Annotated in this window: 21 protein-coding genes; 16 read left to right on the plus strand and 5 right to left on the minus strand. The window is 50.1% G+C overall.

Annotated elements, in window-relative coordinates:
* Positions 1-17: 17 nt before the first annotated feature.
* The 4 genes from LK536_RS42435 to LK536_RS42450 form a co-directional block, all read right to left on the minus strand.
* Positions 18-863, minus strand: a complete 846-nt coding sequence (locus tag LK536_RS42435; RefSeq protein WP_227794437.1) for an AraC family transcriptional regulator — start codon at positions 861-863, stop codon at positions 18-20.
* Positions 864-951: 88 nt separating this feature from the next.
* Positions 952-1,905 (minus strand): nucleoside hydrolase, encoded by a 954-nt coding sequence (locus LK536_RS42440; protein ID WP_227794436.1) that lies wholly within the window; start codon positions 1,903-1,905, stop codon positions 952-954.
* 46 nt (positions 1,906-1,951) lie between these two features.
* The gene (locus tag LK536_RS42445; RefSeq protein WP_227794435.1) at positions 1,952-3,571 is read right to left on the minus strand and encodes a response regulator; all 1,620 of its coding nucleotides are present in this window, start codon (positions 3,569-3,571) and stop codon (positions 1,952-1,954) included.
* Positions 3,546-5,249, minus strand: coding sequence for a histidine kinase (locus tag LK536_RS42450; protein WP_506092143.1), 1,704 nt, complete (start codon positions 5,247-5,249; stop codon positions 3,546-3,548). Before LK536_RS42450 ends, LK536_RS42445 begins: the two co-directional genes overlap by 26 nt.
* Before the next feature lie 314 nt (positions 5,250-5,563).
* Between LK536_RS42450 and LK536_RS42455 the strand changes: the two genes are divergently transcribed.
* The 8 genes from LK536_RS42455 (at position 5,564) to LK536_RS42490 (ending at position 14,936) form a co-directional block, all read left to right on the plus strand.
* Positions 5,564-6,961 (plus strand): ABC transporter substrate-binding protein, encoded by a 1,398-nt coding sequence (locus LK536_RS42455; RefSeq protein WP_227794434.1) that lies wholly within the window; start codon positions 5,564-5,566, stop codon positions 6,959-6,961.
* Between the two features lie 37 nt (positions 6,962-6,998).
* A complete protein-coding gene (locus LK536_RS42460; RefSeq protein ID WP_227794433.1) occupies positions 6,999-7,880 on the plus strand; it encodes a carbohydrate ABC transporter permease in 882 nt (293 codons plus the stop codon).
* A 14-nt stretch (positions 7,881-7,894) separates the two neighbouring features.
* A complete protein-coding gene (locus LK536_RS42465; RefSeq protein WP_040382175.1) occupies positions 7,895-8,725 on the plus strand; it encodes a carbohydrate ABC transporter permease in 831 nt (276 codons plus the stop codon).
* Between the two features lie 11 nt (positions 8,726-8,736).
* Entirely contained in the window at positions 8,737-10,074 is a 1,338-nt protein-coding gene (locus LK536_RS42470) for an amidohydrolase family protein (RefSeq protein WP_227794432.1), read from the plus strand.
* Positions 10,075-10,082: 8 nt separating this feature from the next.
* Positions 10,083-11,489, plus strand: a complete 1,407-nt coding sequence (locus LK536_RS42475; RefSeq protein WP_506092144.1) for an aminopeptidase P family N-terminal domain-containing protein — start codon at positions 10,083-10,085, stop codon at positions 11,487-11,489.
* A gap of 292 nt (positions 11,490-11,781) precedes the next feature.
* A complete protein-coding gene (locus LK536_RS42480) occupies positions 11,782-13,242 on the plus strand; it encodes an NAD(P)/FAD-dependent oxidoreductase (protein WP_227794430.1) in 1,461 nt (486 codons plus the stop codon).
* A 63-nt stretch (positions 13,243-13,305) separates the two neighbouring features.
* A complete protein-coding gene (locus tag LK536_RS42485; protein ID WP_227794760.1) occupies positions 13,306-14,553 on the plus strand; it encodes an NAD(P)/FAD-dependent oxidoreductase in 1,248 nt (415 codons plus the stop codon).
* Positions 14,550-14,936, plus strand: a complete 387-nt coding sequence (locus LK536_RS42490; RefSeq protein ID WP_227794429.1) for a DUF1667 domain-containing protein — start codon at positions 14,550-14,552, stop codon at positions 14,934-14,936. The genes LK536_RS42485 and LK536_RS42490 overlap by 4 nt, the downstream gene beginning before the upstream one ends.
* A 225-nt stretch (positions 14,937-15,161) precedes the next feature.
* Here the strand turns inward: LK536_RS42490 and LK536_RS42495 are convergent, their stop codons facing one another.
* Positions 15,162-15,845: a GntR family transcriptional regulator gene (locus LK536_RS42495; RefSeq protein ID WP_025484007.1), complete on the minus strand. Its 684-nt coding sequence runs from the start codon at positions 15,843-15,845 to the stop codon at positions 15,162-15,164.
* 383 nt (positions 15,846-16,228) lie between these two features.
* On the opposite strand from LK536_RS42495, the gene LK536_RS42500 reads away from it, so the two are divergent.
* The 8 genes from LK536_RS42500 to LK536_RS42535 all read left to right on the plus strand — a co-directional run bounded on the left by LK536_RS42500 (position 16,229) and on the right by LK536_RS42535 (position 26,516).
* On the plus strand, positions 16,229-17,458 hold the full coding sequence (locus tag LK536_RS42500; protein ID WP_025484006.1) for an ABC transporter substrate-binding protein: 1,230 nt from the start codon (positions 16,229-16,231) through the stop codon (positions 17,456-17,458).
* Between the two features lie 25 nt (positions 17,459-17,483).
* The gene (locus LK536_RS42505; protein WP_008724661.1) at positions 17,484-18,350 is read left to right on the plus strand and encodes a branched-chain amino acid ABC transporter permease; all 867 of its coding nucleotides are present in this window, start codon (positions 17,484-17,486) and stop codon (positions 18,348-18,350) included.
* An 11-nt stretch (positions 18,351-18,361) separates the two neighbouring features.
* On the plus strand, positions 18,362-19,330 hold the full coding sequence (locus LK536_RS42510; RefSeq protein WP_008724663.1) for a branched-chain amino acid ABC transporter permease: 969 nt from the start codon (positions 18,362-18,364) through the stop codon (positions 19,328-19,330).
* Positions 19,323-20,138, plus strand: a complete 816-nt coding sequence (locus tag LK536_RS42515) for an ABC transporter ATP-binding protein (RefSeq protein ID WP_025484004.1) — start codon at positions 19,323-19,325, stop codon at positions 20,136-20,138. Before LK536_RS42510 ends, LK536_RS42515 begins: the two co-directional genes overlap by 8 nt.
* The gene (locus LK536_RS42520; protein ID WP_008724665.1) at positions 20,131-20,841 is read left to right on the plus strand and encodes an ABC transporter ATP-binding protein; all 711 of its coding nucleotides are present in this window, start codon (positions 20,131-20,133) and stop codon (positions 20,839-20,841) included. The genes LK536_RS42515 and LK536_RS42520 overlap by 8 nt, the downstream gene beginning before the upstream one ends.
* 124 nt (positions 20,842-20,965) lie before the next feature.
* On the plus strand, positions 20,966-21,985 hold the full coding sequence (locus LK536_RS42525) for a zinc-binding alcohol dehydrogenase family protein (protein ID WP_227794428.1): 1,020 nt from the start codon (positions 20,966-20,968) through the stop codon (positions 21,983-21,985).
* Between the two features lie 328 nt (positions 21,986-22,313).
* The gene (locus LK536_RS42530) at positions 22,314-24,950 is read left to right on the plus strand and encodes a vWA domain-containing protein (protein WP_227794427.1); all 2,637 of its coding nucleotides are present in this window, start codon (positions 22,314-22,316) and stop codon (positions 24,948-24,950) included.
* 36 nt (positions 24,951-24,986) lie between these two features.
* Positions 24,987-26,516 carry a hypothetical protein gene (locus tag LK536_RS42535; protein WP_008724672.1) on the plus strand — a complete coding sequence of 510 codons (1,530 nt, stop codon included), beginning with the start codon at positions 24,987-24,989 and terminating at the stop codon, positions 26,514-26,516.

Consider the following 26,516-nt stretch of genomic DNA (forward strand, 5'->3'; position numbering starts at 1 on the left):
CATGGACGGTTTGTCGGTTAACAACCGGGAATACCGTGCCGTTCCATTGCAGCGCTGCGCTCCTTTGCCTGCTTACGGCTTTTGGAAGGGGACAGCCCGGTGACGGAGCGGTACACCCGGTTAAAATGTGTCACATTGGAAAATCCCACAATCTTGCTGATTTCCGTGACGCTCTTATCCGTTTCCATAAACAGTCTTTGGGCATGCCCCACACGCAGGCTGTTAATGTATTGGACAATGGTGCTGTTGGTGTATTTTTTAAATTCCCGGCACAGGTAATAAGGGCTGAGATAAAACTGTTCGGCCAGCTCATTCAGGGTGATTGGGTATGTATAATTCTCATGGAGATAGTGGATGATGCTGGTTATACGGCTTTGTTTCTCCGGTTTTGCGGTTTCGGTGGAATTGCGCAGCAGCAGGATCAGTATCTGGTTCAGGATGAAATACAGTGCCTCTTCTGAATAATTGTCATTGAATTCCTGTTCTTTTAACAGCGCGCGCAAAAGCGCGTGAGTCTCATTCTTCTCATCTGACTTATATACCCAGGCATGTTGGTCAAGCACATCTGTTACGCCGGGGACCGCTATCATTTCCTTGGTAAAATAAAGTACCAGCCGTTTAAAGGAGACATCGCTGTCCCCATAGGAATGGTGCATCACATAAGGGGGAAACAGGATGAATTCCCCTGAGTTAAGGCAGTACAGCGTATCATCCGCTATATGGTACCGTTTGCCGGATTCCAGATAATACAGTTCAAAATACTCATGGTAATGGGACTTTGCCATGTTATCGTTTACTCCCTGTATCCGTTCGCAGGCAATCTGATATCCCTTGTCCATGCGCAGACCGGCCTGATCGATCATCTGAATTTCCTCCTGTGTTTTAAGCTGGATTATGTGGCGGTGTATCTGGTTTTACTATAATGAAGTTCAGGGGGAGATGTCAAGGGATTTATGTAAAACCCTCTAAAACACAGCGCATCATGTCCAGGAACCTGGATTTAAATGCCTGGGAATCCACCTTCAGCGCCACCATGGTTTCCCTGGTCCTTTCATGGTCCGCCATAAGATTTTCCGTTATCCTGCCGGTTAGGGGGCCGTCGGTGCACACGGTCAGATGGAAGGGCAGCATGGTGAAAATCTGCGGATTGCAGGCAGCAGCCACTGCCAAAGGGTCATGAAGGGCGCATCCTTTCAGGTAGGGATAGAAGCGCCGATACTCATTCAGATAAAAAGTAAGGAGATTAGAGTAAAAGAATCCGGCTTCCGAACACAGATCCCTCCATGTCTGGATTTCATCCAATGTGAGCAGCGTTTTTCTGGTCACATCCAGGCCGATAAGGGTAAGAGGAAGCCCTGCTTCAAGTACTGCTTTCGAAGCCGTTACATCAGCCTTTATATTGGCCTCAGCCACAGGGGAGGAATTGCCCGGGCAGGTAAGGGCGCCTCCCATGGATATGATCTGGCCCATGGCCCGGCATTGGAGTGGATGCATACTAAGGAGTCTGGCCAGGTCCGTGAGAGGCCCGGTGGTGACAAGTGTTAAATCCCTGCCATACTGTTCAATGGATTCTTTTATGAATGTAACGCTGCTTTTAATATGCTCCGGCGGTCTTTCTTCCCATGACGGTTCCCCCAGAAGATTGGCTGCTCCGTCCATCCCGTGAAAATCCCCGTTGTAGGTGCGGATTCCCTGAAGCGGCGCGGTGCTGCCCGGATAAACAGGAACCTCCGGATGCCCCAGGAGGTTTAAAAGATGGCGGGTATTGCGGTAGGTTTTTTCCAATGGGGCCATGCCATAGGATACTGTAATTCCCAGAAGCCTGTATTCTTTCTGGCCCAAGGCATAGGCAATGGCCAGCGCGTCATCAATTCCCGTATCGACGCTCAAAATCATATAGTTCATTTTTTCCTCCTGTCAGCCCCTGCTTCTTCCGATGCAGGGTAATCACTTATTCCTCCCCTTGCCCGGTCCCGTCCGGTGGACCGGACAGACGGTATCTGGAGGGAGGTACTCCCCAAAAAGATTTAAAACGTTTGGAAAAATAGAATAAATCGCTGTAGCCGGACTGCTCTGAAATCTGGGCAATGGACATATCCGTGTTTTTCAGCAGGTCCCTGGCGTGCTCCATTCTGCATCTGGTGATGTAGGCGGTAAGGGATATCCCCTGTATTTTCGTAAAGCTGCGGCTCAGATAGGAAGGACTGACAAGCAGCTCCGACGCAATGGTATTAAGGCTGAGACAGGCCTTGGCAAAATCCCGGTCTATTATCTTCTGGGACTGCAGGACCACTTCCTCTATGAAGTGGCGGTCCCCCGATTCCTGTGCGCTCAGTAAAGCTGAAAAGAGGCGGGTAAATGTTTCCTTAATTTCCTCCAGCCTTAGTCCGGATTGGATTAACTCGGTGCAGGACAGGGAATTCCAGTCCTTTTCACTGCAAAGGATATCCAGGTGTTTTTCGGCGGCATGATGGATGGCGGTTCCCATCAGGGATACAATTTCCGATTCAAGGGCCTGAATGGGAAACAGATGTTTTTTCAGCAATAGGAAAATCCTGTCCAGAACATGGAGCACAGCGGTTTCCTGTTTGCCGGACAGATCAAGCCTGAGCCTGTTGTTTAAGGCAGACAGACTGTCTAAGACCGGAAGGGAGGGCATTGACACCTGGCTGATATCAATGGTTTCCCCGTAAATGGTGCGGAGCCAGAAAAACTGAAGGCTGTTCTGATAGGCAGCAAGGATGTCCCCTGCTTTACCGGAGGCGGATATGGAATAGCCTGACAGCAAAGACAGATGAAACCGCTCACTGACTGACGCCTGCAGCCTGGTTGTAAGCTCCTGGCCTGACAGGGGGGCCAGGGAATTATCTAAAAGAATGACGGAACGCCCGTATCCGTCCGGATTGATCAGATAAAAGCAGGAGGAGGCTAAAAGCTGCTCCGCACAGTTATTCATAGCCAGCCGGTCAGCCTGCTTCTGGCCGTTATGCCGGTCACGGCTGTTCCTGGACGTGGTATCAAGAATCAGGATAAGGTAACGGGAAGAGGGGCGGATGCCGTATGCTTCCAGCAGTTCTTCCGCCCGGTCCGGGATATGCCCGGTATAGAGGCTTCGGAAAAAATTCCGCCGCGTTTCCTGCTCTATGACAGTACTGGTCCATTCCAGCTGTAAAAGAGCCTTTGTGCGGTTGCCCTCGCGGTCCAGCTCTGCCTTCAGGGATGTGATGGCCGCTGTCAAGGTTTCCGGTTTGATGGGTTTGAGGAGATAATCACTGACGCCGTATTTCAGCGCCTCCCTGGCATATTCAAAGGTGGCAAAACCAGTCAGGATGATTACATGGGGGCGCTTTTTTTCATCCAGAAGCTTCAGCAGGTCCATGCCGCTCTGTCCGGGCATGGAAATATCCAGAAGGATCAGTTCCACCGCATTGTGCTCCAGGAATTCCATGGCCTGAGGTACGTTTGAGGCCTCGCCTGCATACTGGAAATCATAATCCTCCCATGGAATACAGCAGCGGATGTGCTGGCGTATGTAATATTCATCATCAACTATTAAAAAACGATACATCATGATTTATATTCCTTTCATCGTCCCTGTGATTGCCAGCTGGCTCAGCGGGAAACAACAGACAGATAACGGTCCCCTTTCCTGGTTCTGAGTCAATGGAAATGGACACCGAGTCCCCAAGGTTCAGCCGAAGCCGTTCTTCAATGCTGCGGATGCCAAAAGAGATGCCTGGCCGGGAAACGGATTCCCCTGAGAGGCAGTTCAGCTGTTCTTTTGTCATGCCGGCCCCATTGTCAGAAACAATCAGGCGGATCATATCCGATTCCCGCACACATGAGATAAGGATTTTCCCTGGGATTTTACCAGAGGAAAAGTCCGGGCAGGAGGCAAAGGCATGGATGATGGAATTTTCCAAAAGCGGCTGGAGGGTAAGCTTTGGAATGCGGCAGTCCAACACATCCTCATCTGCCCGGATATCCCAGGAAAACATTGCAGGATAGCGTTTGTCCATGATACTCATGTAATTTTCTGAAATCTCCAGTTCCGCCTTCAGGGAGATAATGGAATTGCCCTGATTTAATACGGCCCGGTAGAATTGGGAGATATCATGGATCATGGAAACAGCGGTGGAGTTCTCTCCGATGGCAACCATACCGCACAGATTTTCCAATGTATTATAAAGAAAATGGGGACGCATCTGCATTTGCAGATAGGCTACCTCATATTCCTTTTTCCGCTCCTCCGAAGTGCGGATCTGTTCCATCAAGTGTTCTGTATTTGCCGCCATCTGGTCAATCTGATTGGCAAGGGAACCAAGTTCGTCATGAAATGCGGCATGGATCCTGGTGGAGTAATCTCCCTGGGAAAGAAGCCTGACTTTATCCACAATCAGTTCCAGGGGCGCCAGGAAATACCGTGTTGCCTGATGGAATACAAAGAAGGACAGGACCAAAGCAGCAATGCCGATGAGTATGATGACTGTAACAAGGACATAGGAATCATGATAAACGGAGGCTTTGGAGACCAGGGTGGCGGTGGAGGCAGAGAGCCGGTCATAGGGCCTGGTAACCATAAGCTGGGAGTCATCCAGCATGACCGGGGTACCTGATAGGGGAGTAGGGGAATAAAGGTCCTCCGGGAACAGCAGTACATAAGCGGCATCTCCGGACAGCTCGGAAGGAAATAAAGCGGTGACGCTTTTTTCATCCAAGGTGAGGGAGAGGATGCCGCGCAGATGTCCATTGAGGTTATACATTTTCCTGATAAACACAAACTCTGCACATTGAGGATTCCCTTCCCTGGGAATTACATACCAGTGATGGGAATAACCATCGGAAAGAAAGGTCTCGATTAATTTTTCCTGGCCCGGAGAGCTTTTTAAGCTGCTTTCTTCATTAAAGGCCCGGTAAAAGCTTTTTCCGTCATATGTAAAGAATGCCATGGAGTAGATATCCTTCTGGACGCTTAAGAACTCCAGCAGATGGCTTGTGATTGTGGCGGAGTAAAGGTAGGAATCATAATAACCTGAATTTTTCTGGGATTCATAGGTCTCCTTATAAGCCTCATTCACTACAAAGTGAAGGGATGCGTTCTCAACGCGGTCCAGCAGGGCATCCAGCCGTTCCGATGCCAGGGCGGCCTGCTGTTCCAGGGATGCGATGGATTTTTGTCTCAGCATCCGGTTGCTGATAAAACCTATGCCTGCTGCAATACAGATGATGATGATGAGGTTGATTGCCATGCAGAATAGGTTAAGGCGGAAGCGCAATGAGGTTTTTTTGAACAAGGCCATTAAAATCTCCTTTCCTGATACAGTCTTATCATACTATAATGAAAATAATATTGTCAATTTTCCGGGGTTAAGCGGACAAAAAAATACAAAAAAGACAAGAAAGTATAAATATATTGAGAATAATTTGGGAGGGGGAGAATAATGAATGATAAATAGAGGCATATCTGCAAAAAAGTACAAATAAAAGAAAAAATGTCTCCATGGTAATGAACCATATAGGTGATAAAATAAGTTCAGATAGAAAAAATAAGGAGGAGAAGCATATGAAACGGATGGTATCACTGGTAATGGCAGCCGCCATGGCGGCTGGTCTTCTGTCAGGCTGCGGGTCATCTGGGGCCCAGGGGGGAAATGCCGGAACAGAGTCTGTGAAAGAAGAGTCAAAAAAGGAAGACTCAAAAGAGGAAGACTCAAAAGCGGCGGATTTAAAGACAGAAGGAGCAGGCGGCGAAACAGTAAAGATAACATATTTATCCAGATTTGTGAATCCGGAGCTGGTAAGGGCCGGCTATTATATTGAAAAGTTAAATCAGTTCCGCGAGGAAAATCCCAATATAGAAATAGAGGATATCTCCATTGGTGACGACTCGGAAGCCTTTAAGGCAAAAATCAATGCAGGTGTTGCTTCAGGGGACCTGCCGGACCTGTTCATTGCTAATAATGGGTTCCCTTTGGACCAGTGGGTTGAAAACGGGCTGGTGGCAGACCTGACAGAGGTGGTAAAAGCCCCTGATTGGACAGGCCCGTCTTCAGATGAGATGCTTGAGGCATTTACCTTTGGAGGCAGGATTTATGGCGTCCCCAATGCATTGAACACAGGACAGGTATTTGTTAATACCGGCCTGCTAAAAGAGCATGGCATCACAGAGGTTCCAAGAACCTGGGAGGAAATTGAGGCCATGGCGCCTGCACTGAATGAGGCGGGGATTGTCCCCTTTGGCGTGGCTGCCAAGAGCAAGGCAGAGGTGGGGAGGTTCATCAGTGCGTTATCCTGTATGATGTACGGCACCCGGTTCCGGGACCAGCTGGCAGATGCTTCGATTAAATGGGACGGCGGGGAAGGCATGGCTCTTGCAAAACAGTTTAAGACCCTTATAGACGAAGGCGTGCTTGACCCGGATGCTGTTTCCTTTGAAGTACAGGATACCATCTCACTGTTTGAACAGAAGCAGGTGGCCATGATGTACACGGCAGCATATCATTTTGACCGGTTCCAGCAGATGGACTTTTCAGACGATATTGTGTGCGTGAATTTTCCTTCCTTCGGTGACCGGCCTGAGAACAAGGACATCTGGATTGCCAGTGCCAGTGAAGGATTCATGATTTCTTCAAAGCCAGGTACCCCGGAATACGAGGCGGCCTGCAGCCTGCTGTCCTTCATGCTTTCGGCAGACACATTTAAGGGGTATGCAGAACGGAACGGCGGCGGTGCATTCCCTGTGGATTTTGACTTTGATTTTTCCAAGGCCAAGAATGTGGTGGGCAGCTTTATGGAAGAATTTTCAAAAAGAACGGCGTCCACAGATGAGTTTACGGCGTACCTGAATAATGCCAGCCTGGTGGATACAACCAGATCGGAATTCCAGTCCCTGTTTGTGGGAAGAAGTCCTGAGGAAGTGTGTAAGACCCTGGCAGAGCAGTATTCCAAGGAAGGGCGGTAGCCTTTAAAGGGCGCTGTGTGAGGAAAGGAGCTGCCAGATGAAGTTTCGTGTAAATGGCAAGAAATATTCGCCGGAAGGGGTACTGCTCCTCCTTCCGGCCCTTCTTCTATATGGGGCAGTCATTGTGTTTCCGGTGTGCAGTACATTCTATACCTCTTTTTTTGAATGGAATGGGATTAAGCAGCAGGCCTACCGGTTTGTGGGACTTGAGAACTACAGGACCTTTTTTCATGATTATCAGACAGCCACTGCATTTAAGAATGTGTTCATGCTGGCAGGCACCGGCGTGTTCCTGACAATCCCCATTGCATTTTTCCTGGCAACCGTCATCAACCGGAAATTCAGGGGATTACGCCTGTTTAAGACCTTCTATTTCATGCCAGTGGTCATTAACCGGATTGCCATCAGCCTGATGTTTACATTCATCCTTTATCCCAAAATGGGGCCGGTCACTGTGCTTTTACGGGAATTTGGCATCCGTGGCATTAATATTCTGGGGAATTATACAACGGCCATGCCGGCGGTATGCCTGATTTATATGTGGTGTGATGCGGGCTTCCAGATGATTGTGTTCTCATCAGGTCTGGCAGCCATACCCGATGAGATTTATGAGGCTGCCCAGATTGACGGGGTAAGCAGCTTTCAAAAGCTGCGCTATATTACGGTTCCCATGATGAAGTCCACATTTAAGATTGTATTGGTATTTGTATTTACCGGGGCATTTAAGATGTTCGATTTGGTGATGGGCCTGACCTCTGGCGGTCCGGGCGGGGCGACTGAGGTTCCCAACACGCTGCTTTACAACAATGCCTTTACATACAGCCGTCTGGGATATGCGGATTCCATTGCGGTGGTGGTAGTCCTTATCTGCCTTGCATTTTCATTTATTGTCAATCTTATATTTCGTCAAAGGGACTGAGAAAGGATGGAATCATGAAAAAAAGGATAACCCCGGGGACCATACTGTACTGGTCGGCAGCGGTCATATGGTTTTTGGCTGCTGCGTTCCCACTGTATTTTACATTCATATCGTCCTTTAAGGACAACAGCCAGATATTCAGCGCCTTCCTGGTACCTTCGCTCCATCCGGTCTTTGAAAATTATGTAATGGCCCAGAAAATGGCCGGGATTTTAAAGGCCACGGCCAATTCGCTTTTTGTATCCGGTAGCGCCATCGCAATCATGCTGTTATTCTGTACAATGGCAGCCTATGTGACGGCAAGGAAAAGGGTACCGTTTGCATCGGTTGTTTCCGGCCTGTTAATCGCGGCCCTCATGATTCCCATACAGAGCGCCATTGTACCCATCGTACAGATGGTAAGCAGTCTGGGACTGAAGAACCGCCTGTGGACATTAACAATCATATATGCCGGATTAAATATGGCGCTTGTGTTTTTTATCATGAAAAATTATATTGAGGGAATACCCTCGGATCTGGATGAGGCTGCAATGATTGATGGATGCAGTTTGACCAAAATCGTCATGCTGGTCATCATGCCGGTGGCCAAACCGGCCATGGCAACCTGCGCCATCATCACCTTCCTGTTTACATATAACGAACTGCCCATTGCCAATGTCCTGATTAATGATAAAAGCTTAAGGACCATATCCGTGGCACTTCTAAGCCTGAAGGGGGATTTTGGGGTACTGTATTCCGTAATATTTGCAGCCATCATGATATCGTTGGTGCCCACGGTAACCATCTATCTTCTGGCGCAGGAAAAGGTGGAAAAGAGCATTGCAAGCGGCATGGTGAAAGGATAGGGGAAACGGACATGAAATGTGATATTTTGATTAAGGATTGCACGGTAATGACTGAAGATTATTCCACGCCCCGGCACATGGCGGTGGCGGTTGACCAATCCATGGTGCTGGAGGTGGGGGAAACAAAGGAGATGGAGGAAAGATACCAGGGAATCACGGTGTTGGACGGCAGGGGGAAGCTTGTCATGCCAGGTCTTACGGATGGACATACCCATGTATGCCAGCAGCTTCTCCGGGGCCGGATTTCCGATGAGTTTCCTATGATCTGGACCAGATTCCTGGTACCCTTTGAGAGCAGCCTTACAGAGGAGGATGTGGCTGCCAGCGCCAGGCTTGCATGCCTGCAGATGATTAAATCAGGGACCACCTCTTTTGCAGATGCAGGAGGCACGCACATGGAACAGGTGGCAGAGGTGGTCCTGGAATCCGGTATGAGGGCCTCCCTCAGCCGTTCCACCATGGATAAGGGGGAAATGATACCTGCTTCCATGAAGGCGCCTGCCAAAGCGTGCATCCAAAGAACGGAAGAACTTTACAGGCATTATAATGGAAAAGGAGATGGAAGGCTGGCCATCTGGTTTGGGCTGCGGCAGATTATTTCATGCTCGGATGAACTGATCCGTATGACAGGGGCGCGGGCAGCGGAATTAAAGACAGGAATCCATTTGCATCTGGCAGAACATAAGGATGAGGTGGTTTATTGCCTGGAACATTACCATCTAAGGCCGGTGGAATATCTCCACGGGATTGGGGTCCTTGGGGAAAATGTGGTTGCTGCCCATTGCGTTGCGGTAGCTGACAGGGAGATACCGGTGATGGCAGCAAGCGGTATGAAGGTGGTCCACTGCCCGCGGGCTAATTTCTGCTGCCAGGGATTCCCGAAAACGCCTCAGTTTTTAGACAGGGGGGTAACCGTGGGGCTGGGAAGTGATGGGGCTGCCAGGGATGATGTCAGCATATTTGAGGAAATGAAAACAATCCGGACCGGGTTGTCTGCTGCATGGGGACTTCCTGTCTTTGACTCCACGGCGCTGCCCAACAAGGATATCCTGAGGATGGCAGCCATGGGAGGCGCTGCCGCCATGCAGATGGAGGGGGTAAAGGGGGCCGTGAAGCCAGGGGCGAAGGCGGACCTTATACTCATCCGCACCCATGCCCCCCATCTGGAGCCTACCAGCAACCTGGCCTACACCGTGGCGGAAACTGCTTATGGAAGTGATGTCAGTGATTCCATTATCAACGGAAAACTGGTTATGAAGGAAAGGCAGGTACTGACCCTGGATGAGGAGGCCATATTGGCAGATGCAGGACATAGGATGAAACAGGTCTATGAGAGGGCCGGGATTTAGAGGGGGATATGGTTTTGGAGCAGTATGACAAGGGAAACATGGTGCTAAAGAGGGTAAGGCAGCCAAAGGCAGAAATCCTGGAGCCGATCCCTCTATCGGATTTTACCATGGAGGAGAGAAGGAAGAACTTACTTCGTGCAATGGAAGAGGAACAGATAGACTGCCTTATTATTTATGGGGATTTGGAGCATGGGTCTAATTTTGAATATCTTACAGGCTTCCTTCCCAGATTTGAGGAGGCGCTGCTGGTAATCCACCGCGGGGATACTGCCTTTTTGCTGTTGGGAAATGAAAACCTGAAAATGGCCAGCTATTCCAGGATACCGGCCAGGGCAGTCCATGTACCGGCATTTTCATTGCCGAATCAGCCGATGGACAGGGGACTTTCAATCAGGGACGGGCTTTTAAAAGCACGGGCAGCAGAGGCAAAGCGGATTGGGGTTGTGGGATGGAAGCTTCTTGAAGAAAGATGCACTGGTCAGGATGAGCTTTTTGATGTTCCATATTATATCATTGCCGCGCTGAAAAATCTGGCCGGAGCGGGGACACGGATAATAAATAAGACAGGCATCTTCATCCATCCCGGCCATGGAATCCGCACGGTGAACAACTGCAATGAGATAGCCCATTATGAATTTGGTTCAGCCCTTTCCGGCAACTGTGTCCTTAATGGCATGAACCAGGTAGGGCCGGGAAAAAGTGAGATGGAGATTGGGAGCAGCCTGAAAATCTGGGGACAGCCAAACAGCGTGGTGACAATCAGCGCAGCTGGTGAGCGGTTTCAGGACGCATCCCTTTACCCGGGAAGGAAAAGGGTTAGGATAGGGGACAAACTATCCCTGACAACGGGTTTTAAGGGCGGTCTTACCAGCCGGGCCGGGTATGCGGTAAGTTGTAAGGAGGAACTTCCTGAGACGTCCAGGGATTATCTGGAACGTGTGGCGGCCCCGTATTATGCAGCTATGGCGGCATGGCTGGAGCAGGTTAAGATTGGTATGAAGGGAGGGGAACTGTACCAGTTGATGGAAACCGTCCTGCCTAAGGAAGAATATGGATGGAGCCTGAATCCCGGGCATCTGACTGCGGATGAGGAATGGCTTTCATCTCCCATATGGAAGGATTCAGGCCAGCTGCTCAAAAGCGGGATGCTGCTGCAGGCAGATATCATTCCCAGCGTGCCTGGCTATGGGGGCGCCGGGGCTGAGAGCGGGATTGCCCTGGCAGATGAGGATATGAGGAACCAACTGAAGGAGTGTTATCCAAAGATGTGGAAACGGGTAGGGGACAGGCGGAAATATATGAAGGAAGAATTGGGAATCATCCTGCATCAGGAAGTGCTACCCTTATCCTGCCTGACCGGATATTACCGTCCATTCATGCTGGACAGGGAACGGGCGTTTACGGTTGTCAGGTAAAATCATATAGGAAAGGCGGAAGCCTTGATACCGACGGCATTGGCTGTATTGCGGTATCAGGGCTTTTTCTATAGGAAGGTGTGTCCTATGGAAAATGTGCCCTATGGAAAATGTGCCAGTGGAGATGCATACTCTGTATAAGGAAAAGTCATCCTATGAATTTCATGTAATTATATTTTTTGTATTGACTAAATCCATTATATATGATAAAAATAAAATATATTCATGGGATGAATCGAATGCGCATCAGTCAGATGGACGCAAAGTGCCAAAACAAGGAGGAAACAGCGGCATGAAACAGCTATATGATGTACTCATTATCGGCGGCGGCGTGGTAGGCAGCGCCATTGCCAGGGAAATGTCCAGATACACCCTTAAAATCGGTGTGTTGGAGAAGAATCTGGACGTATGCTATGAGACCAGCGGACGTAATTCCGGCGTGGTCCATGGAGGGTTTGCCTATGACACGGGATCCCTTAAGGCTAAGTTCTGTGTGGAGGGTAATAAAAACATGGGACAACTTGCAGAGGAGCTGGATTTTAAATTCATCCGATGCGGGAAGGTGCTGGTAGGCAACACGGAGGAAGATATGGAGACCCTGAAACGTACCATTAAGCAGGGGGAGGCCAACGGCGCTTCCGGGCTGGAGCTGATTGACAGCAGACGCCTCCATGAACTGGTGCCTGCAGTGGTGGGTGAGTTTGCCATGTTTTCACATAACAGCGGCATCGTGGATCCATTTAACTACACAATCGCGCTGGCTGAGAACGCACATGCCAATGGGGCGGACTACTTTTTTGACCATGAAGTGACTGCCATTGAACGGGATGGGGACGGAATTTACGCCCTTACAACCCCTCACGGCGTATTCCATACCCGCTGGGTGGTTAACAGCGCGGGGCTGGGCTGCGGACGGATTTCCGATATGCTGGGAATCAAAGGCTATAAGATCATCGGCTCAAAGGGCGACTATATCATACTGGACAAGAGGACCGGGCCGCTCCTTCCCATGCCGGTGTACCCGGTGCCGAGCAATACCTACATGGGAATCCATGTGACCAATACCACGGACGGCAATGTAATCATCGGGCCTAATGCAGATATGGTATCTGATTTTACATATTACGGCGTGCCCCAGGAAAATATGGATTACCTTGCTAAGAGCGCCTCCGGCCTCTGGCCCTGCATCCGCAAGCAGGATTATATCCGCAATTATTCCGGCATCCTTCCCAAGTGGGTGGATGACAATGGCGCAATCCAGGATTTTAAGATTGAAATCCGTGATGATATTGCCCCAAGGGCCATCAACCTGGTGGGGATAGAATCTCCCGGACTGACCGCCGCGGTGCCCATTGCCCGGTATGCAATCGGACTCATGTCAGAGCGGGAGAAGCTGGAGCCAAATCCTGGCTTTAATCCTGTGCGCAGGGGAATCCCAAGGTTTGAGGAGCTGACAAAGGAAGAACAGAACCAGCTGATACAGGAAAATCCGGACTATGGCGAGGTCATATGCCGCTGTGAAAAGGTGACCAGGGCTGAAATCCTTGCCGCAATCCACAATCCCCTGGGCGTGGACACCATGGCGGGCGTCAAGTACAGGACCCGTTCCATGATGGGGCGCTGTCAGGGCGGGTACTGCCAGATGCGCATTGCCCAGATGATAGAGGAAGAGCTGGGCAGGAAAGAGACTGAAGTACAATATGCAAGAAAAGGCTCCCAGATGTTTTTCGGCAGAGTCAGGCAGGAGGTGTAAGGAATGGACGGGCAGATGGACAAAAGGAAAGGCACCCGGATAGATACAGAGACAGGCAGCCAGATGGACGGAATCAGGACAGAAGCCGTTGACGTACTTATTGTAGGAGGCGGCCCGGCGGGGCTGGCGGCCGCAGTGGAATTATATCATAAAGGAATCCGCAATATCCTGATTGTGGAGCGCGAAAAACAGCTGGGCGGAATCCTGCGCCAGTGTATCCACGATGGCTTTGGGCTGACCCGCTTCGGCACCACGCTCAGCGGGCCTGAGTATGCCAAACGGTTTATCGATGAGGTGGAGGAACTTAAGATTCCATATATCACGGACGCTGCCGTGCTGGAAGTGACGGACACAAAGCTGGTAACAGCCGCCACCCGTGACGGCTTAAGGCAGTGGCAGGCCAAATCGGTGATCCTTACCATGGGCTGCCGGGAGAGGACAAGGGGGGCGCTGGGGATTCCGGGAGAGCGTCCCACCGGGGTGTTCACGGCAGGTGTTGCCCAGGCATACATTAATCTCTATAACATCATGCCCGCCAGGGAAGTGGTAATCCTGGGATCCGGCGATATCGGGATGATCATGGCCAGGCGGCTGACCCTGGAAGGCGCCCATGTACAGGCTGTATTTGAAATCCAGCCATATCCCAGCGGCCTTCCGCGCAACATTGAACAGTGCCTTAATGACTATGGCATCCCGCTGTATCTGAGCCATACGGTGACTGCAATCCATGGTGACAAGCGCCTTACGGGCGTGACCATTTCCCAGGTGGATGAGCATTTTAAACCCATTCCGGGCACGGAAAAGGAATACAGCTGTGATACGTTAATCCTCTCAGTGGGCCTGATACCGGAAAATGAACTTTCCCTGGATGCAGGCGTTGCCCTGGACGGCAGGACAAAGGGTGCTGTGGTGGATGAATATTTCCAGACCAATGTGCCGGGCATCTTTGCTGCGGGCAATGTGCTTCATGTCCACGATTTAGTGGACTTTGTATCCATGGAAGCTGAGAACCTGGCTGATTCGGCGGCGGAATACATCCAGGACGGGGGCCTCCCCGACTGTCCGGTTGAGATTAAGACGGACAGGAACATAAACCATACCGTTCCACAGCGGATCAGCGGCACACGGGGATTCAAGCTGTCCATGCGTGTAAACCGTCCCATGAAGGACTGCCGTATTGTTGTGCGCCAGGACGGCGTGGAGATTGCTGCAAAGAAGATGAAAAAGGCCATACCGGCAGAGATGATACAGATGGAAATCAAGCCGGAGCAGCTGAAAACATCCGGAAATCTGGAGGTGTGTGTGGAATGATGAGGGAATTTACATGTATCATCTGCCCGAATGGGTGCGAAATCAGGGCTGAAATAGAAGAAAAAGAGGGCGGCGCAGTGGAAATACGTTCCATTGAAGGCGCAACCTGCAAGAAAGGCAACGCCTATGTGGAACAGGAGTTAAAAGACCCCCAGAGGAATATTGCCACCTCCGTCCTTGTAAAAGGAGGAATCCTTCCCCTGGCCAGTGTGCGCCTGACAGCGCCAATCCCTAAAGGGCGCATATTCGATGCCATGGCTGAAATCAGGAAATGCACCCTGACTGCCCCGGTTGCATCAGGAACCGTGGTCATCCATAAACTTCTTGGTTACGATACGGATGTGATTGTGACAAAGGATATACCGGAAAGTACTGAAATATAATATATTATATTGATATAAATATATTAATCAGTCAATACCCAAAGCAAACAATACCCAAAGCAATCAATACTCAAAGTAAACAATACCCAAAGCCGCCAATACTCAAAGCCATCAACATAAAAGCTTCCCAAAACATATATGCCGGCGTGGCACCATCCTTGGTACCACGCCGGCACATATACTGGGAAGCTTTTTTGCATCTTCGCATTTAAGACATCTGTTAATCTACAGGAAATAATCCGGGAACTTCTTTTTCAAAATCCCCTGGTCAACAAGGGCGGTGGATATATGTTCCACCATGGCCCTGCCGGCTGCCGCCGGGTCCTTATTCTCCAGCGCCCTGCAGATGGCCAGATGTTCGTTGATGACACGGTCGGAGATGGCGATGTGGTAGCTGAGCTTTCTCTGGCGGTCGAAGTGGGGCATTACATTCTGCATGGTATCATAGATGAAGGACATGCCGCATATATCGTAAAATTCTTTGTGGAACGCAATGTCCAGGGAGAGGAATTTCTCAAAGTTTTCCCTGGGTCCGCCGGAAGCATAGTCTTTCTGGAGGGTGATGGTGTCATAGAGGTTGTCCAGGTTGCTCTGGGTAACAAGGGCGCAGCTCATCTCTGCCAAAGGGCCTTCAATCATCTTACGCATGGTACATACCTGTTCCACAATCTCCGAATTAATCAAGGACACAAAAATCCCGCGCTGGGGATAGCTTTCAATCAGCTGCCCGTTGGTAAGGGAGAGGATGGCCTCCCGGACCGGTGTCCTGCTGATATTCAGTTCTTTTGATATCTCCACATCTGAAATCTTCTGTCCCGGTTCAAAATTAAGGTTGATAATCTGGTACAAGAGGTACCTCTGTGCGTATTCCCGGGCAGTTTCCCCGGGCTTCTGAGTGAAATTTTCCATATTCAGGTCTCCTTTGGCAGTATATATATATTAATACCACGATTTGAGTAATATATTAAGTTATATATCTGTTAAATTTTACTTATCTTAGTATATCGTCTTTGTCATCAATCTGTCAAGTGAGACAGAAGACTGTGATATACAATAATACGGCATGTCAATAGGGTGTTAACAAACCTTAACGGTTAAAATGCACAAAAATTATTTAAAATAAATGTTAAATGTAACAAAAGTATCGTTAAAAAAATATTTATTATTGCAATTGTAACTCCTTGGTAGTATATTAACTGCATTAAGATATATTACACCCATGTTAATATATCGTTAAGATTCTTAATAATAGCATTAAGAAGGTATAAAGATAAGAAGAGGAGGATTAAAACATGAAGAAAAACATGAAAAAAATCTTAGGCGTGACACTGGCGGCATGTATGGTGGCAACATCACTGGCAGGATGCAGCGGTTCCCCGGGCAAGCAGACAACGGCAGCTCCGGCCGCAGGGGAGTCCGGGACAGAGGCAGGACAGGCAGCGCAGTCCACTGCAACCGGAGAGCCGATTAAGGTAGGCGTCTCCAACATGGTAACAGGCCCCATGGCAGCCGGCGGCATCCGTATGAAACAGGCCATTACAATGGCGTTTGAAGAGATTAACGCAAATGGCGGGGTGCTGGGCGGAAGACCCCTTGAGATGGTATTGGTAGATGATACAGGAACCCCCACCGGCGCCGTTAACGCGGTTAACAAGATCCTGGGCGAGAACGTATCTGTTTCCATTGGACCGCACACTTCCCCAATGGCATCCGCAACCCAGGAGCTTTACAGGAAGGCTGGTGTTCCTTTCATCACAGCAGCCACATCACCTAAGCTTCTGGAAGCTGAGAACCCATACTTCTTCCGTATTTCCGTATCCGACGGAGCAGTCGGACCGGCTATGGTAGAGTTTGCAAAGGACAAGTTCGGGGCAAAGAAGATTGGCGCCCTGTATGATACGGACGACTATGGCGTGGCCGCTGACGGGGCAACCAAGCAGTACTGTGCTGACAACGGCATTGAGTATTATTCAGAAGGCTTTACCTCCGGCGACAAGGACCTGACCTCCCAGCTTTCCAAGATTAAGGGATGGGGACCGGATGTTGTATTCGATTTCTCACATGACGCAGAGGCTGCCCTGATTGTACGCCAGTTAGACGAGCTTGGCATGGGCGATATCCCTCACGTTGGACCAAACGCACTTGCACAGTCCCAGACCTATGACCTGTGTGATGCAAAGCAGCTGGAAGGCACCTATGCATCCACTGACTTCTATGCAGACGAATCCAACGCAGCCATGAAGAAGTTCCTGGATGCTTTCCATGCACGTTGGGGCGAGGATGTGGAGAGGTATGCAGCCATGTACTATACGGCAGCCTATCTTGCAGCAGACGCCATTGACAGGGCTGGTTCCGACAAGCCTGAGGATATCAGGAAGGCATTGTCTGAGACAAAAGATTTTGACGCCGTATTCGGTAAGCTGAACTGCAATGCACAGGGCGAGATGAACACCAACCTGTACATCCTGGAATTTGACGGCGATAAGAATATGAACGTAACACAGCAGATATCCCTTGATTAATGGGTAATCACAAGGAGGTTTACATATGCAGGTATTTGTACAGCTGCTTATTACCGGTGTTGCCATGGGCTTCATCTATGCCCTGGTAGGTATTGAGTACACACTTATATGGAATTCAACCGGGCTCCTTAATTTCAGCCATGATAAATTTATTCTGTTTGGCGCCTATATGTTCGCAGGCTCCTATGTTTTGAGCTTAGGGCTCCCGCCGGTACTGGCAATCCTGTGCACGGTCCTTACCATGTTCCTGCTTGGTATGGTAAGCGCATTTGCCATATTCAACCCCCTGAGCAAACTATCAACGAATTTATTTGCTGTAATCGGAACCGTCATACTTGGCAGGATCATCACGGAATGCGTACGTTTAATCTGGGGACCGCTGCCATTTACCCTGGACAACTTCCTTAGGGGCTCTTTTCATCTGGGCCCCATCGTAGTGTCCAAGGCACATATTGTAATCATCGTTGTATGTTCCATCATAACGGCAGGCCTTCAGATCTTCTTTAAGACCACCAAGATGGGGAAGGCCATGCGCTGTGTGTCTGAGAACAAGACAGCCGCATCCCTGATGGGCATCAACGTTCCCATGAACATTGCGTTTACGGTTGGCCTGTCAGCCCTTATCTGCGCAACCATCGGTGTCCTGGTCATACCGATTTTCAACGTAGAGCTGCAGATGTCATCCATGATTGGCCTGAAAGGCTTTGCATCCGGTGTAATCGGCGGGTTCGGATATCTTCCGGGCGCGATTGTGGGAGGCATACTCCTGGGGGTTGTGGAAATCTTCGGAAGCATGATCATCCCTTCTGTCTATAAGGACTGCCTGTCCTTTGTGCTGCTGATTATCTTCCTGCTGATTAAACCTTCAGGAATCTTAGGAAACAGGAGATAAGGAGGAGAGCGATGAAAAAGAATAAATCAGCAATGATAATTGCATTGGCGGCGATTGCTCTGGCAGCGGTTCTCCCTATGTTCATAACTAATAACTACCATCTGAACCTGATGATACAGGTGCTTATCAACATCATCATCGTGGTGGGCCTGAATTTCATCACAGGCCTTACCGGCCAGATGAACCTTGGAACCGCGGGAATTTTCTCCATGGGCGCTTACACATCCTCTCTGCTGGCTACCAAACTGGGGCTGAATCCCTGGATCTGCCTGGTTGCGGCTGTGGGCATGGGATGCCTCATCGGCATGGGCCTTGGATATCCTTCCCTGCGCGTATCCGGCGTATACCTGGCGCTGACCACCATCGGGTTTTCCGAGATTGTAAGGATCCTGATGACCAACCTGACCGGACTTACAGGAGGGGCGCTGGGCGTCACAGGCATTCCCACCTTCTCCATCTTCGGCTTCAAGTTCCAGAGCAACAAGGAGATTTATTACCTTTACCTGGTCATTGCGGTACTGCTCATATTCAATGCGTACCGGATTGTCAATTCCAAGTGGGGGCGTTCCTTCCTTGCTGTCAAGGATAATCCGGATGCGGTTGAGGCGGGCGGCGTCAACATTGCCAACATCAAGATCATGGCATTTACCCTGGCAGCCATCTATGCAACCATCGCAGGCAGCCTGTATTCACACTATGTAGGCTTCATCAACCCAAGCGCCTACAACCTGGAATTTTCAATTAACTATGTAGTCATGCTGGTTATCGGCGGCATCGGTTCCGTGCCCGGCAATGTACTGGGCGCAATCCTGGTGACCCTGGTACCCGAGTTCTTACGGTTCATGGAGAATTATTACTGGCTGGTATTCTCCATCATTACCCTGCTGTTCGTCATTTTCCTGCCAAACGGGATTGTCTCCCTGTTCAGGATTAAGAAGTCAGCGGATAAAGCAGTGAAAGGAGGACAGGCAAATGTCTGATAACAGAGAAGGAAAATCCGTACTGACCCTAAAAAATGTCACAAAACGTTTCTCAGGACTGGTTGCGGTCAATGACCTGTCCCTTGACATGAAGGAGCGTACCATCCACGCCCTGATCGGGCCTAACGGCGCCGGCAAGTCCACGGCCATCAATATGATTACAGGACTCCTTCCATTGACCGAAGGTGAGATTTACCATGAGGGCACCAAAATCAGCGGCATGAGCGCACACCAGATTGCCCAGACCCGCTGCAGCCGTACCTTCCAGAACCTGAAGCTGTACCGTTCCATGACCGTGAAGGAGAACCTGATGATGGGCAGCATGATGGATATGAAGCAGGGCTTCTTCCCGTTCATGTTCAACTTCGGGGCGGCTGCAAGGGAGGAAAAGCTGATTCATGAAAAGGCTGATTCCATCCTGGAATTCATCGGACTTAAGGACCTGGCCAATGAATACCCGGCCAACATGCCTTACGGAAAGCAGAAGCTGACCGAACTGGCCCGATCCCTGATGTCAGACCCAAAGCTTCTGTTCCTGGACGAGCCGGCGGCAGGACTGAACCCGTCAGAGCGTGTGGAATTCGTCAATATCATGCTGAAGGTATTTGATTCCGGCATTGACATTTTCCTTATTGAACACAACATGGATGTCATCATGAACATCAGCGACTATATCACGGTCATCAGCTTCGGCGCCAAGATTGCCGAGGGAACGCCGGAGGAAATCCAGCAGGATCCGGTGGTCATCAAGGCTTACCTGGGCGACCGTTATAAGCAGAACATGGCAAGGGGGGCTGCACATGCTTAAGGTAAATGGAATTGACGTATATTATGGCAAGGTCCAGGCTTTGTTCGACGTATCCATCGAAGTGGGGGACAACGAGATTGTCTCCATCATCGGAGCCAACGGAGCAGGCAAGACAACCCTCATGAAGTCCATCATGGGCATCAACAAGCCCAGGAAGGGAACCATTGAGTACAACGGACAGGTCATCAGCGGCCTGCCCTCCCACAAGGTGGTGGGACATAAGATCGTGTACGTGCCTGAGGGGCGCGAGATATTCCCCAACATGACCGTGCAGGAGAACCTGGAGATGGGCGCTTACTCCGTGAAAATGTCCAAGGCCGACATGGACCGCCACTTGGAAGAGCAGTACGAAATCTTCCCAAGGCTGAAAGAACGTGCAAAGCAGAAAGCAGGTTCCATGTCAGGGGGCGAACAGCAGATGTTAGCCATTGCAAGGGGACTGATGTCAGACCCTGAACTGCTTATGCTGGATGAGCCAAGCCTGGGACTGGCGCCCGTTATCGTGGACGATATGTTCGACGTCATCGTGCGTGTCAATAAAGTAAGGAACATACCCATTGCAATCGTGGAGCAGAACGCATTCATGGCCATGTCCATTTCCAACAGGACCTATGTCCTGGAGGTTGGCAACCTGGTTGCCAGCGGGGACAGCAAGATACTGATGGATTCGGATGATATTAAGAAGGCGTATCTGGGGGGCTGATGAAAGTGCTTCCCAGAGTAAATACGTCGGTAGGAACCGGCCCGCGGATATTGATTTTCAGACAGGTTCAGGCGCAGTACAGCAGCGGAATATCATGAGACGGAAAGTTAGGAGGAATTAAGCCGTGAAAGCGATTAAATTTGAAGAGCCCTGGAAGGTTCAGTGTATTAATATGGAAATGCCCCAGCCGGCAGAGGGCGAGGCACTTATCAAAGTAAAGGCGGCCGGTATCTGCGGCAGCGATATCGGGGCGTTCAGGGGGACCAACCCGCTGGTTTCATTTCCAAGGGTCATCGGCCATGAGATTGTGGGGGAAGTACTGTCCATCCCGGAGGACAATGAGCGGGGGATTAAGGTGGGGGACCGTGTAATTGTTGACCCATACCTGTACTGCGGCAAATGCTATCCCTGTTCGATTGGACGCACCAACTGCTGTACGGACCTTAAGGTACTTGGCGTGCATGTGGAAGGCGGAATGGCGGAATATATGGCGCATCCCGCCGACATGCTGTGGAAGCTGCCTGAGGATATGCCCTGGGACATCGCTCCCATGGCAGAGCCGCTGACCATTGCGCTTCATGGAATCCACAGGGGCGGGCTGAAGGCCGGCGAGCATGTGGCGATTATCGGCGCAGGCCCCATCGGTCTGCTGGCAGCCATGGCTGCCCTGGCCTACGGTGCAGAACCCATCGTGATTGATGTGGTGGATGAGCGCCTGGAATATGCCAGGGAACTGGGAGTGAACTGTACCATCAACTCCGCGAAAGAGGACATGGTGGCCAAGGTGGCCGGGTACACGGACGGCCGAATGGCGGAACTGGTCATGGAGTGCTCCGGCGCCAATGCCGCGGTCCGATCCACACTGGATATCGTGGCCAACGCAGGGCGTATCACCCTGACCGGCTGGCCAAAGAAGGAAACCCCTCTTCCCACCGACGCCATTACCCGCAAGGAGGTTGACATCCGCGGCGCCCGCACCAGCGCAGGCGAATTCGAGGAAGCCGTCGACCTGATTTATACGGGAAAGGTGGATGTAAGAAGGATCCTCACCAAGGTTGTCTCCATGGATGAGACGCCGGAGACGATTATTGATATTGAAAAGAATCCCGGGAATTATATGAAGGTGAATGTGGTGCTGGATTGATTTAGTGTTCCATGGGAAAGAAGAAACCGTAACTGAATAAGGAAATGCCCGGCCGCGGCCTGTCGAAGTTTGACAGACGCGGACCGGGCTTTTTATGTATATTCCTGCTGGGACAAATGGCTAAAAAATGATGTAAAAACATGGTCACAAATAACAAAAAAACGTCGAAATGTACATAAGTGTTGATATTGTAGGGAGGGGGAGTTAAAATTAACCTATGCGGTTATACACAATTTTGTGTCCAAAGTGAAGTTGAGAAACTTCTGGCGGAAAGCGGTATAATTTCATCATACAGCAGGTAAATAAAGGATACTAAGGAGGGGGAGCGATGAAGGTTGTGTGGAGACGTACATTAAAGACGGGGCTGGCAGTCATGCTTGCGGCAGGAATGATGTTTGGGACGATCATGGCGGCACGGGGGGAGGAAAACAGTTCAGTGGCGGCCATGGATGCGGTGGAGGCTGTCAATGTGTCGGATACGGGCTATGATGTTGTGTTCTGTATTGACAACAGCAGGAGTATGTGGAAGCAGCAGGATATCAGGGACCAGGCTGTGAGGGTCCTGGCCAATCTGGCAGTGGGTTCGGATATCAGGATTGGCGGTGTGTATTTTGCGGACCACGTTTACCAGAGATGCTCCCTCACATCCCTCACAGGGGAGGAGGATACAAAGAAGGTTATGTCCTTCCTGAATTTTACGGATAAGGATGACGGAAACCGTGACACCAATATTGGGTCAGCCCTTTCTGAGGCGCTGAAGCTTTTTGAAAATCAGGATATATCCAGAAAGAGGATAATCGTCCTGTTCAGTGACGGGATAAATGAGGATTATGAGGGAACCGGCAGCTACACAGCCAGGGCCAATAATATGACCAGCCAGGCAGCGGGGGAAATCAATGAGGCGCAGATTGCGCTGTACTGTGTGTTCCTGGAAAAGGACCGGGCAGACGAAGCCTATCTGAGGAACCTGGTTAATTATTTTAAAGAGGATGGGCAGTACGACCAGGAGCGTTTTTTCCCTGTTGCGGAGAATGAGATTGACAGGCTTGCAGATAAGTTTTCCGATGTATTTTATGCAATGCAGAACAATATGAAGTATGAGAATATAACCATGGATAAGGATGGCATATACAGCTTCTATGTGCCTTCCATGGGAGTGGACAAGGTACAGATATCCCTGAAGGGGATTGAGTCGCTTTCTGCGGAGCCGGAGATACCGGCTGGAGAAGATACCGCCGGAAAGGAAGCTGCGGGAGAAGGGAATGAGCAGGGGAAATCATCCGGGAACGGCCAGATTGATACATGGATGGACGGGGAGACGGGATACATAACCATTCAAAATCCGTCTGTGGGAAAATGGACGGTAAAGGCGGAGGCGAAGGATCCTTCTGAGGTAAAGGGGACGCTGGCTTTTTACGCACATTTAAAAGCTGTGTGCCGTCTTGCATCCGTGGACGGAAGCGGCATCTATAAGAACAGCCTGGTGACGGTAAAAGCGGATTTTTGCGACGGGGCCGGCGGCGCAGTGGATATAGACCCGGCTGCAGACGTGACCTGCTATCTGGAATTTGCATCCGGAAAAAAGGAGAAGATGGTATTGACCAAGACGGGTATGGGATGCGGCAGTGGGCAATTCCTGGTACCTGACTATGGCACATATGATTTTAAGGTGGATGCTAGGTATGAGGGGTTTGTCAATCTGGAGTTCTGGGTGCCGGGAGGAGAAATCAGGGGCCGCGGGCCGCGGGCAGCCAAAATTCCGCCTGTATTCTTCAGCCATACCGTGATACAGGATGATAAGAAGCAGCAGAGCTTCATGGTGCTGGAGGAGGATCTGTTTACGGATCCGGACGGGGAATCCGTGAAGATTGAAAAAGTGGTGCAGTCTGATGCCGGGAATCCTGTGTATGCGGTACAGAAGGATGGGGTTGTGGTATTTACCGCTAAGAAAACAGGGGCTTTGGAGATAGGGCTTCAGCTGGTGGATGAATCCGGCATGACAGCCGTCATCAATGTAAAAGGATATGTGGTGAATAAGGCCCGGATGATTACCGTGCTGGTGGTGTTTGCGGTTGTCCTGGCAGCAGTAGCAGCGATGATTACATCTTCTAAAAAGAGTGACACGAGGAAGCGGAAATTCATCAAAAACTCGGCAGAGTCCATAAGGCAGCTGAGAAAGGAAATCCAGGAGATGCGCCATACATATGATGAGCTGATGCCTCAGATTGATTTGGACGGAATCAATCTGGACCAGGTCCTGCTTTGCAGGCTGTCTGAAAGACTGGCGGATGTTCAGATTGAACGCTGGGGGATAAAACAGTACATAACACAGGATGGGATACAGCCTGCCAACACAGCGGAAAATCTGGTCCAGGCACTGGATACATGCTTTTCAAAGGCAGGCAGCACTGACACATGGGACGGTAAGACGGACGGGCTGAGCCGGAAGCAGCTGAATGAGACATATGGGAAGGCAATGGAGACCCGGAAGGCGCTTCTTGACCTGAAATCGGATATCAGGAAATATCTGGAGGAGATGAAAAAACTGCCGGACAGCCTGGAAGCATTACAGGCGGAGATGGATGAAAAGATTGATTATATACGGAAAACCCTGGAACAGACATTTAAATGCTCCCTGACCCTTGAATGCGGGGAAGAGCTGATTGGGGCAAAGGGAGCCAGGGGACTGAAGGGATTCTACTGTCTGGACGATGTGAGGGTCAGCGGTATGAAGCAGATAGACACATTGGGAGAAGCCCTGGCTGGAGGCACCACAGGTATCATTGTCTATCCCCTGGGTGAGGACGGCAGGGACGGATTGCGGTTTGAGGGCAATGATAAGTTCAAGATCCGGGATGAGGGACAGGAGGATTTCAACTATACGGATAGTGCCAATCTGCTGAAGGGCAAGGTTTACCGCCTTTATATCCGTAAGCTGGGCGAGGTTATAGTCAGCATATCCTGAGAACGGAAAATACAAAATCGAAAAGGGGGACCTGATATGAATATATGTCCATTTAAGTTTGAAACGTTTGATGAAAACAATCTGTCCTATGAGATACAGTTCCTGTCAGAGTATAAGGTTGAATATCTGGAAAAGACCATTATAAAGGATTGCTATAAGGAATTTCTGAAAAAGGAAACCGATGACCGGCAGGCGGATAAATTGCGGGGGAATAAAACAGCGGAGGGGAACAGCAGATATCTGTTAAAGGCAGGCGGAGCAGGCCAGAGGAACCAGATGGAAGTTCTGCTGGAAACAGTGGAGAAGGAAAGAACTGCGTATCTGGCCAGATATGAGAGGTCCAGGCAGCGTCTGTTAAATAATCCGGATATGCCGGGGGATGTGGATGGGAAACAGATTTCACACAGTACAGGGAACGAAGATAAAGAATTACTGGATATGGAGATAACAGAGAAACCGGCTGGGAGTAAAACGTATTCGATAGCAGTTGACGGAATCGAGGTGATGAAAGCATATCCATGCTGCCCGCGCTGTAATACGATGCTTCCTCTTGAATGGTTCAGGGCAGAGGATTTCTGCGGCATATCCATGCTGGCGCTGGTGCACGGAGGAAAATCCACCATGTCCCTGTCTATTATCGGAAATAACTTTGAACGTTTGAGAACGCCGGGAGATGGAATCGTATTTTCCCCAGCACAGAAAAAGAGTACGGATGTATTTTACAGAGAAAAATGTAGGGATGCCGAGCGGATGATAAGGGAAAAAGTATATCCAATCGGCACGGAACCGGTCTACGTCCATCCTATATTTGTAAATATGGACTATAAAGGGCACCGCATGGTGATTGGATTATATGATGTATCCGGTGAGACCATGATGGATGCAGATTCCATGAACAGCCTGGTCAGCCACCTTAAGCACATGTCCGCCCATATCTATCTGATTGATCCCAAGGATATGAAGATTACGCTGGAAGACACAAAAAGTAATGGGGAAGAAATAAGGGACTGCAAGGTCCTGGACATTGAGGCGCAGGGGGAATTGCAAAGGAATAGCAGAGGTAAGACGGTTGCTGCGTCCAGCCTGGTCAGGACGAAAAAACATACTCAGACAAAAAAGCGGAATACAGACCCATTTTCCCTGTTCTTTAAGGTTGTGGACCTTCTGGACGAATCAGGTGAAATAGGGGAAATCCGCACAAGACAGCATATGGCGTTTTCCGTTATCAAAAGTGATCTGTTGGAGGCGGCGCCGGAGATACATGAACTGCCGCACCATGACCTCCTGTTTGAACGTCCGGAGTGCTGGGAATTATGGGATGAGGATAGGAATCTTATGAGGGTGGACGTGGTCCGGAAGGTATTTGATAAGTGTGTCATGGACCGCGCCATGATGGACCGGCTCGCAGCGCTCTTTGGGACGGTATCCTGGCACTGTGTCAGTGCCACGGGCTGCGCAGGCGAGGGAAAGCTGGAGGGGGATTACGATCCTATCCGTGTGGAGGAGCCGTTGATTGAATGCATTAAGGCAAAGATTAAGAAGAATAAGTGGGATGATGAGGAATAG

The sequence above is a fragment of the Clostridium pacaense genome (assembly GCF_020709765.2).
GTDB lineage: Bacteria > Bacillota > Clostridia > Lachnospirales > Lachnospiraceae > Enterocloster > Enterocloster hominis.